Below are 16,836 nucleotides of genomic sequence, written 5' to 3'. Positions count from 1 at the left end.
TTTATAGATTGATATTTGAAATTTTAGCCACAGTGTTAATATCCTTGTCACCTCGGCCAGATAAATTCACAAGAATCACTTGATCGGGCTTCATCGTTTTAGCAAGCTTTTCTGCATAAGCTAGAGCGTGGCTAGTTTCAAGCGCTGGAATAATACCTTCGGTAAGGCATAGGCTATGAAATGCATCTAAGGCTTCGGTATCTGTCACAGCAACATATTCAGCGCGCTTAATATCTTTTAACCAAGCATGCTCAGGACCAACACCTGGATAATCGAGACCTGCTGAAATTGAGTGTGTTTCAATAATTTGACCTTCATCATTTTGCATTAAATAAGTTCGGTTACCATGCAAAACACCTATAGGGCTATTGGCTGTTAAAGGTGCTGCATGCTTACCTGTTTCGATGCCAAGTCCTGCAGCTTCGACGCCAATCAATCGAACTTCGCGCAAATCAATGTAGGGATAAAAAATACCCATCGCATTTGAACCACCACCCACACATGCAAGAACTGCATCTGGTTGTCGTCCAAGCATCTCATTCATTTGCATTTTACATTCCACACCTACAACAGAATTAAAATCACGGACCATCATAGGATAAGGGTGAGGCCCAGCCACTGTGCCAATGATATAAAAAGTTGTTGAGATGTTAGTGACCCAATCTCGCATCGCTTCATTAAGTGCATCTTTTAAAGTTTTTGATCCACTTTCTACCGGCACAACTGTGGCACCAAGAAGCTTCATGCGGTATACATTAGGCGCTTGCCTCTTAACATCTTCGGATCCCATATAAACTACACACTCAAGGCCTAAGCGAGCTGAGATAGTAGCTGTTGCAACTCCATGCTGCCCTGCCCCAGTCTCAGCAATAATACGAGGCTTACCCATTCGCTTCGCAAGTAAAGCCTGGCCTACAGTATTGTTGACTTTATGAGCGCCTGTATGATTTAAATCTTCACGCTTTAAATAGATTTGAGCGCCGCCGACTCGATCAGACCACCTTTTAGCATGGTAAATGGGGCTCGGACGCCCAACAAAATGCTTTAAATCATGATGAAGTTCAGTAAGAAAATCAGGGTCGTGGCGATACTTTTCATATGTCGCTCTTAATTCATCAAGCGCCTCAATTAAAGTTTCTGCGACAAATACACCGCCAAATTGACCAAAATGGCCTTTTTCATCTGGCATATCATACGGCTGCATCTTGAGTTTCCTTTATAAATGCTTGAATTTTAAGAGAATTTTTAATACCTTTTGATTCTTCAACCCCACCACTGACATCAACTGCATAAGGTTTCACTTTCTTTATAGCTTCTTTTACATTATCCACAGTAAGACCGCCCGCTAATACAATTGGCTTAGAGAGCGATTGGGGAATTAAATTCCAATCAAATATTTGACCTGTGCCACCTTTAAGATGCTCATGATAAGCATCAAGCAATAAAGCTTCTGCATCATGAAAGTCCTTGGCATATTGTATCAAATCTACTGAAGACGAAACTGCAACTGCCTTGATATAGGGAAAATTGAATTGTCTACAAAAATCAGGTGTTTCATCGCCGTGAAACTGTAAAACATTCACAAATCCAGATTGAATTGCTTCTTCTATTTCAGCAGGGTCAGCATTTACAAAAAGGCCAGTTTTAGTCACAAATGGAGGTAACTCCTTAACAATGACTTTGAAAGCATCTAAAGCAATGTAGCGTGGGCTTTCTTTATAAAAAACGAAGCCAAGCGCATCACATCCTGCACGGACAGAAGCTTTTGCATCCTCCAGCCGAGTAATACCACAAATTTTAGTACGTGTTCTCAATGTAAAATCAATTCAAAATGAAAGATATTCATTATAAGGATTAACGATCTTGGCATAAATGATTATTGTCAAAAATATTGACAGTTCGGTGCATAAAAGGAAAAGCGTAGCGCGCGTCATAATCCACACCAGACAAATAAAGACCATCAGGTGAAAATGTAGGAGGTGATTTTGTTCTGTCTTTTGATAACAACAATTCTTCAATATAGTTGCTTGGGTAATTTCCTTTACCAATATACAAAATAGCTCCCATCATGTTTCTAATTTGGTGGTGAAGAAAGCCATTCGCTGAAAACTTAAAGAGATAAAAGGGATGGTAGTTTGTAAGAGATATTCGAGACATTGTTCTCACTGGACTTTTAGCTTGGCACTCAGAGGATCGAAAAGCACTAAAATCATGCTCACCTTCAAAATACTGAATAGCTTCTTTCATCTTTTTGAAATCAAGCTCATCATGAATCCATCCTGCCTTATTAGCCCATAAAGCAGAAGAGAAAGAAGCGTTATAAATTAAATACTCATAATGACGTTGTGAGGCTGAATATCTCGCGTGAAAAGTATCATCCACTTCTTGTGCCCATAACACTCGAATAGATAATGGTAAGAAAGCATTAACGCCCCTTACCCAAGCGGTGATAGGTCTTTGAATTTTAGTTTCAAAATGAACCATTTGAACGAGCGCATGAACACCAGCATCTGTTCGGCCTGAAGCGTAAGTATCCAATTTTTCTAGCGCAATACTTTCAAGTGCTTTTTCAATTTCGCCTTGGATAGAGTCCACATCATTTTGTTTCTGCCAACCAGAGTAATTAGATCCATTATATTCAATACACAATGCGATTTTCATGGCAGCTTATAAGTAGAAAATTAAAAAAAAAGTAATAGAAACAATTAAAGCAATTAAAAGTACAGATGAGCTGTTAACTTTCTCTTCGTTAATTTGAATATAAGAAAGACTCATAAGATTCTTATTATTTGAATATAAGAGTATTGAAGACAAATCATTAAGGTTAAAGCGAAGTTTACGTGTTGATTGGAAAGTCTTGACATATTCCATTGTTAAATAAAGGCGAACAGCAAAACGTTTTGCATCAATTCCAAATCGTTTTAATGGTTTAAAGATTAAATAAAAAGTTTCAATCAAGGTTTGATAGCTCATCAATGAAATCATAATCGTAATGATGGCAACTGAATTAATAAGTCGCATAATTTGAGTTGAGCCTAAAAAAAGTCCTTCGTAGGACGGTGATAGGTAAGGCCAAAGAAATATATACTCACCTGGCGTATTAAAAACATAGAGAAAGAAGGTGATGATAAGAAAAAATTTCAGCCTAAAAATAAGTTTAGGTATTGAAAATCTTATAAAAAAAGAAATAGCTACAATAAAGAAAAGTAAAAAAAGATTAAAATCGAAATTATATTTATTGATTAGCAATAAAGCACATAAAATACCTACCAATTTAACTAATGGATGCACGATAGTTTAATCGTTCAATAGCCTAGTCAAAATGAGTCGGCTTCTGATCCTTATCTGATAAATTAATTGTAGTATCTGACAAATTAATATCTTTTATAGTTCCCTCTTCTATGGCCGGAGAGGCTTTAGCACTATGAACTTCTGAATAAGGCTTTTCTTTGTCAGTACTTATTGAATCAATGAGTTCTTTTTGTTCTTTCTGTCTTTTGGTTTTGATGACAAAAAGCATAATTAAGATAGCAAAAAGAACCCCTAAGAAGATAAATAGTCCACTAGACGATGACACACTAGAGGCCTCCTTGTCAGATGCCAACTGAGCATTTGCTTTTTCCTCAATAGGGCTATCGGAAATAGAAGATTTAAAAGATGTATCCGCAGGAGAGGTTGTATCATTTTTATTAACATCAACTTCATTTCCTTGGCTGATGAGAGAGGTAAGTTCAGGCTTAGATTCAACTACAGGTACTTTAGAAGTTAAATCTTTATTTTGATTGACCTGCTTTGCTTTTTCTTGAAGGTCAAATAAAGCCTGATTAGATACGGTTAATATTTTTTTTGCATCGGCAAGCTCTTTTTCTAGAAGTGCAATTTTTTGTTCAGCAACTTTAATATTTTTTTCTAGTGCTGTCTTATCATCATTATTCTGATTAATTTCTTTTTGAATAATTTCATTGCTATTTTTATTATTAGGTAGTGTATCACCGGTCAATTTAATCCGTGGAGCTGGTGAAGCTGGAGGATTCTGAACAATGGTTGCGGGAGTTAGAGGCAAGTCAGACGTCGGTGAGCTAACTTTAGGGTTATTTGCAACAGCTTCAGCAGTTTTCGTACTATATTTATTCCACTGTGAAGACTGAATTTTAATTTCAGCCATCGCTTTTGCATGAGTTAAATCCATAAAATCATCTTTTGATGGCAGAGCGATCTTCTGTCCGACTTCCAAACCGTTAATGTTCTTATTTGTGAAAGCAAGCTCGTTAAGATTAAAAATACCCATTACCATTTGTTCCGTAGTAATGCCAGGTATCTTATTTTCTCTGGCAATTTTATAGATAGTATCTGCAGGTTTAACCGTAATTGATTTTGAGGATTGCTCAGCAGGCTTATTTTTCTCTAGCGTTTTAAGATTATTTTTAATTTCTTTTTCAAAAGTAATCTTATTTTTATCTGTACTTTCCTTTTGTTCTTTTCTGTCATTGATGGGTAGCGGATCTGTTTTATCGACAGCAACAATTTTTTCTTGCTGAATAATCGGAGTTTCTGGTGGATCAAGAAGTACCGTATATTCACGGTAATTTCTTCCTTTAGCTGAGTCGACTTGAATGAGCAAATCTAAAAAAGGATCTGGAACAGGCTGAGAACTTTTCAGTTTTAAGACGGTAAGACCTTTTTCATTTTTTTGCAGTTCAACAGAAATATTATTATGAATAGCAAGGCGTTCTATACCTTGTGACTCGTAATTCTCTTTTGACGCCAGCGATGTCTTAAGTTTTGATAAATCTTCGCCTGGCGTTAACATCATTTCAATCTCAGCATTAAGAGGCTGTCCTTGAGATGATGTCACAACGATTTTACCCAGCTGAAGTGCATTAGCAATAAGCGGGGCTAAAAAAACATACAATAAAAATAATTTTTTAAATTTTTGGCTCATAAATTTCTTTTAAATAGATTTGATAAGTATTCTTAAAATACGTCTGAGCGGCTCTGCAGCCCCCCATAATAATTGATCCCCCACCGTGAAAGCTGAAATGTATTCAGGCCCCATATTTAGCTTTCTAATTCTACCTATAGGAATAGAAAGCTTACCTGTGACTGCAGCAGGACTTAGCTTTTTCATTGAAATTTCTCTCTCATTCGGAATTAAATTAACCCATTGATTAGCGCTACTTATGATTTGATTGATTTCTTCTAAAGAAATATTCTTTTTTAATTTAATCGTTAAGGCTTGACTATGACATCGCATTGCTCCAATACGCACACATAATCCTTCAATAACGATTGGATTATTTTTTCTTCCAAGAATTTTATTAGTTTCAGCGGAGCCTTTCCATTCTTCTTTGCTTTGACCATTATTTAAATCCTTATCAATCCAAGGAATTAGGCTTCCAGCTAAAGGGACGCCAAAGTTATCAATTGGAAAATCTTGAGATTTAAGTGTAGACGAAACATTTCGATCGATATCTAAGATAGATGTCTTAGGATCATCTATTAAATCTTTTGCATGATTGTAAACATTTCCCATTTGAGAAATCAGCTCTCTCATGTTTTGAGCCCCAGCTCCGCTTGCTGCCTGATAGGTCATTGATGTAATCCACTCAATAAGATCTTTCTTGAACAAGCCATCAAGCGCTAAAAGCATAAGTGATACAGTACAGTTTCCGCCAATCCAATTTTTATTACCTTTTTTATAAGCCTCTTGAATGAGATCACTATTCAGTGGATCAAGAATAATTACTGCATCTTTTTCCATTCTTAATGAAGAGGCTGCATCAATCCAATGGCCCTGCCATCCTGAGTCTCTCAATTTAGGGTATATATCAGATGTGTATTCTCCGCCCTGACATGAAAGAATAATATTCATTGCAGCAAGTTCTTTAATATCACTAGCATCTTTTAATGTGCTTTGACTTCCTGAAAAAGGCGGTGCTGCATTTCCTGTCTGAGAGGTAGAAAAAAAAGTTGAGTCAAATTCTTTAAAGTCATGCTCCTCTTGCATTCTCTGCATGAGAACTGAACCCACCATACCTCTCCAACCGACAAAACCAACTCGATTCATTAAATGTCCCGTTCTTTAATTAGTTAAGAGAAGCAATCACTGCTTCACCCATTTCACTACAGCTCACTTTTTTATCACCGGCAGAATAAATATCTGCTGTTCGGAAACCTTGGCTTAATGCTTTTTTAACAGCCGACTCTATTTTATTCGCAATTTTTTCATCGTTGAATGTGTATCTAAACATCATGGCTAAAGATAAAATTGTAGCAAGTGGATTTGCAAGATTTTTTCCTGCAATATCAGGCGCTGAACCATGACTAGGCTCATACATACCTTTATTATTGCTATCAAGAGATGCAGATGGAAGCATACCGATAGATCCAGTTAACATAGAGGCTTCATCAGATAAAATATCTCCAAAAATATTTCCTGTAACCAATACATCGAATTGCTTTGGATTTTTTATTAATTGCATTGCAGCATTATCGACATACATGTGAGTCAATTCAACCTCGGGATATTCTTTTGAAATGTCGATCATGACTTGCCGCCACAACTCAGTTGTTTCTAAAACATTGGCCTTGTCTACAGAACATAATTTTTTTGATCGCTTCATAGCGATCTGAAATGCAACATGAGCAATGCGTTTAATTTCAGATTCTGAATATCGCATTGTATTAATGCCTTCACGCTCACCATTTTCATTCTCATGGATGCCACGAGGCTGACCAAAATAAATATCGCCCGTAAGTTCTCTCACAATCATAATGTCGAGGTTAGATACGATTTCAGGTTTAAGCGATGAGGCTCCAACAAGTTCGGAATATAAAATTGCAGGTCTTAAATTAGCAAATAGATTAAGTTCTTTTCTAATGCGAAGTAATCCACGCTCGGGTCTCTTTTCTCTTGGAAGCGAGTCATATTTCCAATCGCCTACAGCACCAAGAAGAACTGCATCAGATTTAATGGCTAGATCAAGTGTTGAATCTGGGAGTGGGTCGCCAAATTTTTCATAGCCAGCTCCACCAATTTGCGCCTCTAATAATTCTGCGCCTAATTTAAGTGCTTTTAAAACATCAACCGCTTGTTTTGTAATTTCAGGGCCGATGCCATCGCCAGGTAATATTGCAATTTTCATTTTATTTAGAAAGTCTTTCTAATTTAAAGTAGCCATGAATTTTTTTGGTAGTAAGTCTTTTCAAACGCTTTAATGGTTTCGCTATGCTGCATTGTTAATCCAATATCGTCTAATCCATTCATTAAGCAATGCTTTCTAAATGTATCCACCTGAAAACTTATTTTTTCATCAGAAGGTAGAGTAATAGATTGATTTTCTAAGTCAATTGTTAGGGCATAGCCCTCATTTGCATAGGTAGATTTAAATAAGCGATCAATTGTCTCACCAGATAAAACTATGGGTAGTAAGCCATTTTTAAAACAATTGCTAAAGAAAATGTCAGCAAAACTAGTTGCCAAAATTACTCTAAAGCCATAGTCTTCGATTGCCCATGGCGCATGCTCTCGACTTGAGCCACAACCAAAATTCTCTCGCGCGATCAAAATAGTTGCCTTTTCGTATCGATCTTGATTGAGTGCAAAATCAGGATTTTTTACCCTTTGATTTAAATCCATACCCGGCTCACCATGATCGAGATATCTCCATTCATCAAAGAGGTGCGGTCCAAAGCCTGTCTTCTTGATCGACTTCAAAAATTGTTTTGGAATAATTGCATCCGTATCTACATTTGCACGATCAAGTGGGGCCAAAATACCTTTAAGAGTTACAAATGGTTTCATAAATTAGCTTAAAACTCTTATATCTACAAAATGACCATGAACGCCTGCAGCTGCTGCCATTGAAGGACTTACAAGATGTGTTCTACCACCTTGACCTTGTCGACCTTCAAAATTTCTATTTGAAGTTGACGCGCAACGCTCTCCTGGGTCTAAACGATCAGCATTCATTGCTAAACACATTGAACAACCAGGCTCTCGCCACTCAAAACCTGCGTCTATGAAAATTTTATCTAGGCCTTCTTTTTCAGCTTGTAGTTTGACAAGACCCGATCCAGGAACTACAAGTGCTAACTTAATATTCTTGGCAATTTTTTTTCCTTTAAGCACGCTTGCTGCTTCTCGCAGATCTTCAATGCGCGAATTAGTGCAAGACCCAATAAAAATTTTATCTAAACTAATTTGGTTTATAGGAAGGTTGGGTTCAAGGCCCATATAGATAAGAGCGTCTTCAATACTTTTTCTTTTCGACAAATCATTTTCTTTTTTGGGGTCAGGTGTCATACCATCGATACCAACAACCATTTCAGGTGAAGTTCCCCAAGTCACTTGTGGGAGAATTTCATTTGCGTTAAGTGTGATTATTTTATCGAATTTTGCATCTTTATCACTATGTAATGTTTTCCAATAAACTTTTGCTTTTTCAAACGCTTCGCCTTTAGGTGAGAAAGGTCTATTTTCAATGTAGGATATCGTGACTTCATCAACTGCAACCATACCGGCTCTTGCGCCCGCTTCAATTGCCATATTACAGATCGTCATTCTACTTTCCATGGAAAGGGTGCGAATAGATTCGCCAGTAAACTCAATCGCATACCCTGTACCACCTGCTGTTCCAATTTTTCCAATTAAGGCCAAAGCAATATCTTTGGCAGTAATACCTTTGTTTAATTTTCCCTCTACCCGCACTTCCATTGCTTTAAATTTTTTCAGGATCAAACATTGAGTTGCCAACACATGCTCAACCTCAGAAGTACCAATACCCATAGCGAGAGCACCAAATGCACCGTGTGTACTTGTATGAGAGTCGCCACAAACTATTGTCATACCAGGCAATGTGCTTCCTTGCTCCGGTCCAATGACATGAACAATACCTTGGCGACTATCACTCATAGGAAATTGTGTTAATCCGAAATGTTTACAATTTTCCTCGAGTGTTTCGACCTGGATCCTAGAAATAGGATCAGAAATTCCAAGTGAGCGATCTGTTGTTGGAACATTATGGTCAGGGACTGCAAGAACTGATTTATTTCTCCATACAGGCCTATGATTAATTCTTAAACCTTCAAAAGCTTGCGGACTTGTAACTTCATGAACAAGATGGCGGTCAATGTAAATGAGATAAGTGCCAGCATCTTCTCTAACAATATGGCTCTCAAATAATTTTTCATAAAGTGTTTTGGCTTGCATACGTCTGACTAATCCCTAAAATTTCCAAATTCAAGGGGAAAGTCTGTAATGCTTTTTTTAATGAATGCAATAGCATCTTGTAAGTTATCTCTTTTAGCACCAGACACACGAACACTTTCACCTTGAATAGCAGACTGAACTTTTAGCCCGCTATCTTTGAGTAATTTGACAATTTTTTTTGCAAGTTCAGTATCGATACCTGATTTTAATTTAAGCAACTGTTTTACTTTGTTTCCAGATACAGTTTGAATGTCTTGAGGTTCTATTCTTTTTGAGCTATCCGCCTCTTTTTTTTCCATAGCAGGTAGCAAAATATCTTTAATCTGATCCAATTGAAAATCTGAATCCCCGTAAAGAGTAATGGTTAATTCTTTCTCTGAAAATTCGACTTTTGCGGTTGTGCCCTTAAAATCGTATCGATTAATAATCGTTCGAGAGGTAACATCAATAGAATTAGTTAAATTAGCCATATTTACTTCAGATGAAACATCAAAAGATGGCATACAGAATCTCCTTACTTAAAAAAATTATTCGAAATGACAAACATAATGAAGCGTATCTGATGTTTCAATTTCAAATGATGAATTTGCGGGTACAGAAAATTTTTGATCTTCTTTATACTCATTCCAATCAGAAGCGCCCTGTAATTTTACGCGGCAGTGTCCAGCGAGAATTTCCATCACTTCAGCTGCCTGTGTATTAAAAGTTAATGTGCTTGGAAAAATTACGCCGACCGTACTTCTTGTTCCATTTGGAAGAAGAATCGTATGGCTCACACATTTACCATCAAAATAAATATTTGCTTTTTTCTTTACACTTACATTATCAAATTGAGCCATTTAAATTCACCTTATTTTTTAATTTTTGCTGCGATTCTCATTCTTAAAGCATTGAGTTTAATAAAACCTGCTGCATCCTTTTGGTCATATGCGCCTCCATCATCTTCAAATGTTGCAATGGAAGTATCAAAAAGAGAGTCTGTTGCACTGTCCCTGCCAATCACACTGACATTGCCTTTATATAGCTTCAATCTCACCCAGCCATTTACATTATTTTGTGTGTGGTCGATGAGTGTTTGTAATGCAAGCCTCTCAGGACTCCACCAGTAGCCGTTATAAATCAAAGAAGCAAATCTTGGCATTAAGTCATCTTTTAGATGTGCCACTTCACGATCTAGTGTAATAGATTCAATGGCTCGATGCGCTTTTAGTAAAATACTGCCCCCGGGTGTTTCATAACAGCCTCGAGATTTCATACCTACATATCGGTTCTCCACAAGATCTAATCTACCTATACCGTGCTTACCACCTATCTGATTGAGAGTCGCTAATAGTTCATGTGCTTTCATGGTTTTGCCATTAATACTAACTGGATCACCTTTATTAAATTGAATCTCGATGGTTTCAGATTCATTTGGTGCCTTTTCAGGACTTACAGTCCAACGCCACATATCCTCTTCAGGTTCAGCACCAGGATTTTCTAAATGACGTCCTTCATACGAAATATGCAATAAATTGGCATCCATACTGTATGGGCTGCCACCATGTTTATGTTTCATCTCAACTGGAATATTATTTTTCTCAGCGTACTGAAGTAATTTTTCTCGACTAAGCAAATCCCACTCACGCCAGGGTGCAATAATTTTAATATCAGGATTAAGTGCGTACGCTCCTAGTTCGAAACGAACCTGATCATTACCTTTACCTGTTGCGCCATGAGAAATAGCATCTGCATTCGTTTTTTTAGCAAGCTCTATTAAACGTTTAGCAATAAGCGGTCTCGCAATAGAAGTACCAAGTAAATATTCGCCTTCATAAATTGCATTTGCTCTAAACATTGGAAATACAAAATCTCGAATAAATTCTTCTTTCAAATCTTCAACAAAAATTTCTTTTACACCTGCAGCTTTAGCTTTTTCTTTTGCAGGCTCTAGTTCATCACCCTGCCCTAAATCGGCTGTAAAAGTAACCACTTCACATTGATAGGTTTCTTGTAGCCACTTCAAAATAACTGACGTGTCTAGTCCGCCAGAGTAAGCTAGAACAATTTTCTTAATATCACTCATTTTTCATTTTTCCTAATAACAGGTATTCCATCAATGCTTTTTGAACATGAAGACGATTCTCAGCCTCATCCCATACAACACTTTGAGCACCGTCAATTACTTCTGCAGTTACTTCCTCGCCTCGGTGTGCTGGCAGACAATGCATAAACAAAGCATTCGAGGATGCCACTGACATCATCTCCTGATCCACTTGCCAATCTGCAAAATCTTTTAAACGTTCTTCGTTTTCAGATTCAAAACCCATACTCGTCCATACGTCAGTTGTAACAATCTCAGCATCTTTCGCTGCATCCATAGGATCTTCAAATTCTTCAAAATGTTTATCACCGTATAAACCTGCTCGCTCAACTTCAACCTCATAACCTTTAGGTGTTGAAACATGTACATTAAAGTCTAATACCTCAGCTGCTTGAAGCCATGTATTACAAACATTATTTGAGTCACCAATCCATGCAACTGTTTTACCTTGAATAGAACCTCTATGTTCAATATAGGTAAAAATGTCCGCAAGAATTTGGCAAGGATGATATTCATTCGTCAATCCATTAATCACAGGCACTCTCGAGTTTTGTGCAAATCGATCAATGATATCTTGCTCAAATGTTCGGATCATCACAAGATCGCACATACGGGAAATAACCTGTCCTGCATCTTCTACAGGCTCACCTCTTCCTAATTGAGAGTCTCTCGTATTTAAATATATCGCTGAGCCGCCAAGCTGTTGAATGCCCGCCTCAAAAGATAATCGTGTTCGAGTGCTCGCTTTTTCAAAAATCATTACCAATGTTCTGTCGGCCAGAGGCCAATACTGTTTGTATTCTTTAAATTGTTTTTTGATCCAACTTGCTCTCGCGAAAATGTATTCAAACTCATCTCGCTTGAGATCATTAAATCTTAAAAAATGTTTTGTTTTCATAAAATCAATTCTACTTAAAACGTTACTTTACTAAAAAAGCTTTGATAACTTTAGACAGTCTCACAGTCAATTCTCTTGCTTCAGCTTCATTGATGACGAGTGCCGGTAAAAGACGAATCACTTTTTCTGCGGTGACATTTATTAGAAGACCCTCTTCTAATGCTAATTTAGTTAAATCTCCACACGGCTGATCAAGTTCAATACCCACCATGAGCCCTAAATTACGCACCCCCTTAACCTGAGGGCAGTCTTTTAATTGCTTAGTAAATTCTTCATTAATTAATGCACCCATTTTTGATGCATGATTACAAAGCTTATCCTCTTCAATGATATTCAATGTTGCAAAGCCTGCTGCAGTTGCTAATGGATTACCGCCAAATGTAGATCCATGCTTGCCTGGCGTAAAAACATGACTTGCCTTGCCTTTAGCTAGGCAAGCACCAATAGGTACTCCAGAGCCCAGGCCTTTTGCGAGCGTCATGACATCAGGCTTAATAGAGGTATGCTGATGTGCAAACCATTTTCCTGTTCTACCAATACCACATTGCACTTCGTCTAACATTAAAAGCCAATTATGTTGATCACAAATCTCTCTTAAGCCTTTAAGATAGTTTTGAATGTTACTTGGGATATTAATGCCGCCTTCGCCTTGAATCGGCTCTACCAGAATTGCAACCACATTATTTTTTCTTGAGGCAATTTGTTGAATAGCTTCTAAATCATCGAAGGCAGCTCGAATAAACCCACCCACAAGAGGTTCGAAGCCAGCTTGTGATTTACGATTACCAGTAGCTGATAACGTTGCCATCGTACGCCCATGAAATGCTTTTTCCATTACAATAATTTCTGGTGTTTCAATGCCATTTTGATGCCCATAAAGCCTTGCTAATTTGATAGCAGCTTCATTGGCTTCACATCCAGAATTACAGAAAAATACATTATCCATATGAGAAATAGCTGTGAGTTTTTCAGCTAATTTTTCTTGTTCAGCAATATGGTAAACATTAGATACATGAATAAGTTTTGATACTTGCTCATGAATGGTCTTCACTAATTTCGGATGTGCATGTCCGAGTCCGTTTACTGCTACGCCGGATAAAGCATCCAAATACTTTTTACCATCTTTAGCCCATAGCCACACACCTTCACCTTTTTCAAAGGTTACGGGTTGTCTAGCGTAGGTATCCATCATTTTTGACATACAATTTTCCGTACTTATAAACACAAACGGAGGCTTAAGCCTCCGTTTATTTCAGCTTAAATTAAATTAAAGACCGATTAATGCGCGATGACTCAGTCCATTTGCCATAAAGAAAAGCATTGGAAGAGAAAGCATTAAGTTTGTTCTTGATGCTAGAAAAGCTACTCTGCGTGCTTTGGCTTTTTCATCATCTGAAGCTTGAACCATGCCTAAAATCTTTTGTTGGTTTGGCCAAATTAATACCCATACATTAAATAACATGATCGTACCTAACCAAGAACCGATACCAATACCTTCGTATCCAGTTTGTAATGTAAATGTACTGATAAAATTCTCTTGTAACATTGCAGCACCTGCTAACCAAGTTGCTACAGCAGCCCATCTAAACCATAAAAGAGCACGAGGTGCAACATGCTTTGTAATACCGCCCGCTGAACCATCTGCAGCCGCATCTTTTAATGCAGGAATTTGCACTAAGTTAAAGTAGTAAAGTAAACCAATCCATGTGATACCGGCCACAAAATGAATCCATCTAGCAAGTCCAGGTATAAATTCCATTATTTAAACTCCTACAAAATAAAGTTTTTAAGAAAAACGTAAAGTACTAACGTTAGAACCAAGCCTGAAATGATTGTTCCTAAAATTGAATCAAGTGGATTTTTCATCTAAAAACTCCTCCAAAAAAAACATAAATATTCAAATGATGAGAGTAGCTTAAATACCCGATTTAAGCAAGATAGCGGGGCTAAAAGGCGAATTAAGTTTGCAAAAAAACCGATTTAAGGCAAAATTGCCCTAGTTTTTAAAAATCATTTCCTAATACTTAATAATCTCGTATGTTGACACTCAAGACGGTTGATTCCCAAGCTAAGATTTTTAGTCAGTTACCTGTTCATAGCTATATTGATCCTTCCATTTTTGAGATAGAAAAAAAAGCAATTTTCGATAAATATCCAAAATATTTAGGGCATCGCCTAATGGCGCCTCAGCAGGGTAATTACCATGTTTTAGAAGCGCTTAATAAATCAGCAGTTCTTGTAAATAACAACGGAAAAATGAACGTATTAAGTAACGTTTGTCGTCATAGGCAAGCACTGATGCTCGAAAATCAAGGCTCGGCTTCCCATATTGTCTGTCCGCTTCATCGCTGGACTTACGGTCTTGATGGCAAATTAGAAGGTGCGCCCTACTTTAAGGAAAATCCATGTTTAAATTTGGAGTCATTTCCAGTAGAAGAAATCCATAACCTCATTTTTAAACAAACACATAAACAGTCATCGATAAATATCAAAGATGCAATGGAGTTTAAACAATTAAATCAATTATTAAATTTTGATGATTACAAACTACATAGCGTCAAAATTGATCATTACGATTTTAATTGGAAAACATTTATTGAGGTTTATCTCGAGGACTATCATGTTTGGGCATTTCACCCTGGTCTTAATAATATCGTGGATTGTGATGATTTATCATGGGAATTTAAAGCATTTTCATCTATTCAAAAAGTGCCTTTTAGGGAAAAAAATCAATCGCAAAGCTCTGAAGCCTATGATCTTTGGAAGTCCAAAATCAATGAGCAAAGCGGCCATTCAAAACCACAATTTGGTGCAATTTGGCTGACAATCTATCCTTTCTTTATGATCGAATGGTACCCAAATGTTATCGTCGTTTCCCACCTCATTCCCGATGACGTTAATCATTGCAGAAATATTATTGAGTTTTATTACCCAGAAGAAACCATTCTTTTTGATCAAGACTATATTGCTGCGCAACAAGCCGCCTATAACGAAACTGCTCTTGAAGATAAAATTATTTGTGAAAAGATGCATGAAGGAAGACGTTCACTTTTCAAAAACAAACAAGAAGATATGGGCCCTTATCACGAGCCATTGGAAGATGGTTTAAAACATTTTCATCAATGGTATCAAACAGAAATGTCTTCCCACCTATGACAGATCAAAAAAAAGGTATGCTATGGATCATCGTAGCGACCTTCTTTTTTTCCCTTATGGGATCATTTGTAAAACTTGGTGCTTCACGTTTTTCTAGTGTTGAACTAGTGTTTTACCGTTCATTTATAAGCTTATTATTTCTTTTTATTTACATTGTTATAAGTCAAAAAGAGATTAAAACACCACACCTTAGAAAACAGATTGACCGCGGTGTTGTGGGCTTTTTGTCTTTAGCTTTTTTCTTTTATGCTATCGCAAATCTCAATTTAGGTTCTGCCATGACCCTCAATTACACCTCACCTATATTTCTTGGATTTTTCTTGCCTTTCATCTCACATCAAAAAATAAAAAAATCTATTTTAATATGCACAATTGTGGGCTTTTTTGGCGCTTTATTAATTCTTGATCCACACGGCGAATGGCAAAGCTGGTTTGCAGGTTTAATTGGATTAGTCTCGGGTATTGGTGCAGCTTTGGCTTACATTCACGTCATACAGCTCAGCAAACTTAATGAGCCTGATTGGCGCACTGTCTTTTACTTCACACTTATATCTTCAATAGGCGCAGGATTGTGGATTAGCTTTACCGATTATCAAAAGTTGGTATGGAATGATATGTGGATACTGATTCCACTTGGCTTGTCAGCCACCATAGCCCAAATTGCAATGACACGCGCATATAGGCTTGGCAAGCCTCTTGTTATAGCCACCCTATCTTATCTAGCAATTGTTTTTTCAGGCATTATTAGTCTTCTATATTTTAACGAGATGATAAGGGTTGAGGATATATTGGGCGCAATTATGATTATTATAAGTGGCGCTATCGCGTCAAATATTAGCTTAAAATCAAGGATTAATTAAGCCGCAGCGAATAGCAATCAAAGCAATCTCTGCTGAATTATTTGCATTTAACTTTTGCTTAATATTATATAAATGCGTACCGACTGTTCTTGGACTGAGGCATAGCGTATCTGCAATGTCATTTGTACTTTTGCCTTTAGCTAATGCTATAAAGACTTCAAATTCTCGGTCTGAAAGAATTTCAACTGGATTTGTTTCTCCTGATAGCTGAGTAATAGCCATTTGTTGGGCAATACTAGGCTCTAGATAACGCTTTCCTTGATGAATAGATTTAATTGCTTTGATCAACTCTTCTGCAGCACTTCTTTTTGTTAAATAGCCCATCGCGCCTGCATTAAGGACTCGCTTAGGATGTACCGAATCTTCATGAGCTGATAAAACAAGGATTTTGGTATTTTTATCTTTCGCCATAATGCGATCAATAGCTTCTATTCCTCCGATACCAGGCATTGTGATATCCATAACAATAATGTCAGGTTTCAATTCTTGAAATAATTTAATAGCACCTTCTCCACTTTCAGCTTCACCGATGACTGTAATATCATCTTCGGCTTCGATAAGCATCTTAAAGCCCATGCGAACTACAGCATGATCGTCAACAAGTAATATCTTAATTTGACTCAATCTA

At 37.1% G+C, this 16,836-nt stretch carries 18 protein-coding genes; 2 read left to right on the top strand and 16 right to left on the bottom strand.

Annotated elements, in window-relative coordinates; all coding sequences use genetic code 11:
• Position 1 precedes the first annotated feature (1 nt).
• From trpB to FIT63_RS03150, 15 genes are all read right to left on the bottom strand, one after another.
• Positions 2 to 1,204 carry a tryptophan synthase subunit beta gene (trpB, locus tag FIT63_RS03220; RefSeq protein ID WP_140006536.1) on the bottom strand — a complete coding sequence of 401 codons (1,203 nt, stop codon included), beginning with the start codon at positions 1,202 to 1,204 and terminating at the stop codon, positions 2 to 4.
• A complete protein-coding gene (locus FIT63_RS03215) occupies positions 1,191 to 1,814 on the bottom strand; it encodes a phosphoribosylanthranilate isomerase (protein WP_140006535.1) in 624 nt (207 codons plus the stop codon). The genes trpB and FIT63_RS03215 overlap by 14 nt, the downstream gene beginning before the upstream one ends.
• Positions 1,815 to 1,854: 40 nt before the next feature.
• Entirely contained in the window at positions 1,855 to 2,661 is an 807-nt protein-coding gene (truA, locus tag FIT63_RS03210; RefSeq protein WP_140006534.1) for a tRNA pseudouridine(38-40) synthase TruA, read from the bottom strand.
• A gap of 6 nt (positions 2,662 to 2,667) precedes the next feature.
• Positions 2,668 to 3,021: a hypothetical protein gene (locus FIT63_RS03205; protein WP_140006533.1), complete on the bottom strand. Its 354-nt coding sequence runs from the start codon at positions 3,019 to 3,021 to the stop codon at positions 2,668 to 2,670.
• 292 nt (positions 3,022 to 3,313) lie between these two features.
• Positions 3,314 to 4,942, bottom strand: coding sequence for a FimV/HubP family polar landmark protein (locus FIT63_RS03200; protein WP_140006532.1), 1,629 nt, complete (start codon positions 4,940 to 4,942; stop codon positions 3,314 to 3,316).
• A 9-nt stretch (positions 4,943 to 4,951) separates the two neighbouring features.
• Complete coding sequence (gene asd, locus FIT63_RS03195; RefSeq protein ID WP_140006531.1) at positions 4,952 to 6,067, bottom strand: aspartate-semialdehyde dehydrogenase; 1,116 nt, start codon at positions 6,065 to 6,067, stop codon at positions 4,952 to 4,954.
• Positions 6,068 to 6,086: 19 nt separating this feature from the next.
• Positions 6,087 to 7,145: a 3-isopropylmalate dehydrogenase gene (gene leuB, locus FIT63_RS03190; protein WP_140006530.1), complete on the bottom strand. Its 1,059-nt coding sequence runs from the start codon at positions 7,143 to 7,145 to the stop codon at positions 6,087 to 6,089.
• A 23-nt stretch (positions 7,146 to 7,168) separates the two neighbouring features.
• Positions 7,169 to 7,804 (bottom strand): 3-isopropylmalate dehydratase small subunit, encoded by a 636-nt coding sequence (leuD, locus tag FIT63_RS03185; protein ID WP_140006529.1) that lies wholly within the window; start codon positions 7,802 to 7,804, stop codon positions 7,169 to 7,171.
• Between the two features lie 3 nt (positions 7,805 to 7,807).
• Entirely contained in the window at positions 7,808 to 9,211 is a 1,404-nt protein-coding gene (gene leuC, locus FIT63_RS03180; protein WP_140006528.1) for a 3-isopropylmalate dehydratase large subunit, read from the bottom strand.
• Positions 9,212 to 9,219: 8 nt separating this feature from the next.
• On the bottom strand, positions 9,220 to 9,714 hold the full coding sequence (locus tag FIT63_RS03175; protein WP_140006527.1) for a YajQ family cyclic di-GMP-binding protein: 495 nt from the start codon (positions 9,712 to 9,714) through the stop codon (positions 9,220 to 9,222).
• A 24-nt stretch (positions 9,715 to 9,738) separates the two neighbouring features.
• On the bottom strand, positions 9,739 to 10,050 hold the full coding sequence (gene ppnP, locus FIT63_RS03170; protein ID WP_046487904.1) for a pyrimidine/purine nucleoside phosphorylase: 312 nt from the start codon (positions 10,048 to 10,050) through the stop codon (positions 9,739 to 9,741).
• A gap of 11 nt (positions 10,051 to 10,061) precedes the next feature.
• Positions 10,062 to 11,276, bottom strand: a complete 1,215-nt coding sequence (locus FIT63_RS03165) for an argininosuccinate synthase (protein ID WP_140006526.1) — start codon at positions 11,274 to 11,276, stop codon at positions 10,062 to 10,064.
• Positions 11,269 to 12,192, bottom strand: coding sequence for an ornithine carbamoyltransferase (gene argF / locus FIT63_RS03160; RefSeq protein WP_140006525.1), 924 nt, complete (start codon positions 12,190 to 12,192; stop codon positions 11,269 to 11,271). Before argF ends, FIT63_RS03165 begins: the two co-directional genes overlap by 8 nt.
• Before the next feature lie 22 nt (positions 12,193 to 12,214).
• Complete coding sequence (locus tag FIT63_RS03155) at positions 12,215 to 13,393, bottom strand: aspartate aminotransferase family protein (protein ID WP_140006524.1); 1,179 nt, start codon at positions 13,391 to 13,393, stop codon at positions 12,215 to 12,217.
• A gap of 66 nt (positions 13,394 to 13,459) precedes the next feature.
• Positions 13,460 to 13,951, bottom strand: coding sequence for a urate hydroxylase PuuD (locus FIT63_RS03150; RefSeq protein WP_140006523.1), 492 nt, complete (start codon positions 13,949 to 13,951; stop codon positions 13,460 to 13,462).
• Between the two features lie 278 nt (positions 13,952 to 14,229).
• On the opposite strand from FIT63_RS03150, the gene FIT63_RS03145 reads away from it, so the two are divergent.
• Together FIT63_RS03145 and FIT63_RS03140 are read left to right on the top strand one after the other, a co-directional pair.
• Positions 14,230 to 15,348, top strand: coding sequence for an aromatic ring-hydroxylating oxygenase subunit alpha (locus FIT63_RS03145; RefSeq protein WP_140006522.1), 1,119 nt, complete (start codon positions 14,230 to 14,232; stop codon positions 15,346 to 15,348).
• Complete coding sequence (locus tag FIT63_RS03140; protein ID WP_140006521.1) at positions 15,345 to 16,208, top strand: DMT family transporter; 864 nt, start codon at positions 15,345 to 15,347, stop codon at positions 16,206 to 16,208. Before FIT63_RS03145 ends, FIT63_RS03140 begins: the two co-directional genes overlap by 4 nt.
• Here the strand turns inward: FIT63_RS03140 and FIT63_RS03135 are convergent.
• Positions 16,194 to 16,832 carry a response regulator gene (locus FIT63_RS03135; protein ID WP_140006520.1) on the bottom strand — a complete coding sequence of 213 codons (639 nt, stop codon included), beginning with the start codon at positions 16,830 to 16,832 and terminating at the stop codon, positions 16,194 to 16,196. The genes FIT63_RS03140 and FIT63_RS03135 overlap by 15 nt on opposite strands.
• Positions 16,833 to 16,836: the final 4 nt, after the last annotated feature.

This window comes from Candidatus Methylopumilus planktonicus, from assembly GCF_006364715.1.
Taxonomy (GTDB): Bacteria; Pseudomonadota; Gammaproteobacteria; order Burkholderiales; family Methylophilaceae; genus Methylopumilus; species Methylopumilus planktonicus_A.
Note: the sequence above shows the minus strand (reverse complement) of the source record. Positions and strands in the feature narration are given on the sequence as shown.

Excerpts from the sequence above, each read along its gene's own strand:
- FIT63_RS03140 (WP_140006521.1), top strand. The coding sequence starts at position 15,345 with ATGACAGATCAAAAAAAAGGTATGCTATGGATCATCGTAGCGACCTTC.
- FIT63_RS03165 (WP_140006526.1), bottom strand. The coding sequence starts at position 11,276 with ATGAGTGATATTAAGAAAATTGTTCTAGCTTACTCTGGCGGACTAGAC.
- asd (WP_140006531.1), bottom strand. The coding sequence starts at position 6,067 with ATGAATCGAGTTGGTTTTGTCGGTTGGAGAGGTATGGTGGGTTCAGTT.
- FIT63_RS03205 (WP_140006533.1), bottom strand. The coding sequence starts at position 3,021 with ATGCGACTTATTAATTCAGTTGCCATCATTACGATTATGATTTCATTG.
- truA (WP_140006534.1), bottom strand. The coding sequence starts at position 2,661 with ATGAAAATCGCATTGTGTATTGAATATAATGGATCTAATTACTCTGGT.
- leuC (WP_140006528.1), bottom strand. The coding sequence starts at position 9,211 with ATGCAAGCCAAAACACTTTATGAAAAATTATTTGAGAGCCATATTGTT.
- trpB (WP_140006536.1), bottom strand. The coding sequence starts at position 1,204 with ATGCAGCCGTATGATATGCCAGATGAAAAAGGCCATTTTGGTCAATTT.
- leuB (WP_140006530.1), bottom strand. The coding sequence starts at position 7,145 with ATGAAAATTGCAATATTACCTGGCGATGGCATCGGCCCTGAAATTACA.
- leuD (WP_140006529.1), bottom strand. The coding sequence starts at position 7,804 with ATGAAACCATTTGTAACTCTTAAAGGTATTTTGGCCCCACTTGATCGT.
- argF (WP_140006525.1), bottom strand. The coding sequence starts at position 12,192 with ATGAAAACAAAACATTTTTTAAGATTTAATGATCTCAAGCGAGATGAG.
- FIT63_RS03175 (WP_140006527.1), bottom strand. The coding sequence starts at position 9,714 with ATGCCATCTTTTGATGTTTCATCTGAAGTAAATATGGCTAATTTAACT.
- FIT63_RS03155 (WP_140006524.1), bottom strand. The coding sequence starts at position 13,393 with ATGTCAAAAATGATGGATACCTACGCTAGACAACCCGTAACCTTTGAA.
- FIT63_RS03200 (WP_140006532.1), bottom strand. The coding sequence starts at position 4,942 with ATGAGCCAAAAATTTAAAAAATTATTTTTATTGTATGTTTTTTTAGCC.
- FIT63_RS03150 (WP_140006523.1), bottom strand. The coding sequence starts at position 13,951 with ATGGAATTTATACCTGGACTTGCTAGATGGATTCATTTTGTGGCCGGT.
- ppnP (WP_046487904.1), bottom strand. The coding sequence starts at position 10,050 with ATGGCTCAATTTGATAATGTAAGTGTAAAGAAAAAAGCAAATATTTAT.
- FIT63_RS03145 (WP_140006522.1), top strand. The coding sequence starts at position 14,230 with ATGTTGACACTCAAGACGGTTGATTCCCAAGCTAAGATTTTTAGTCAG.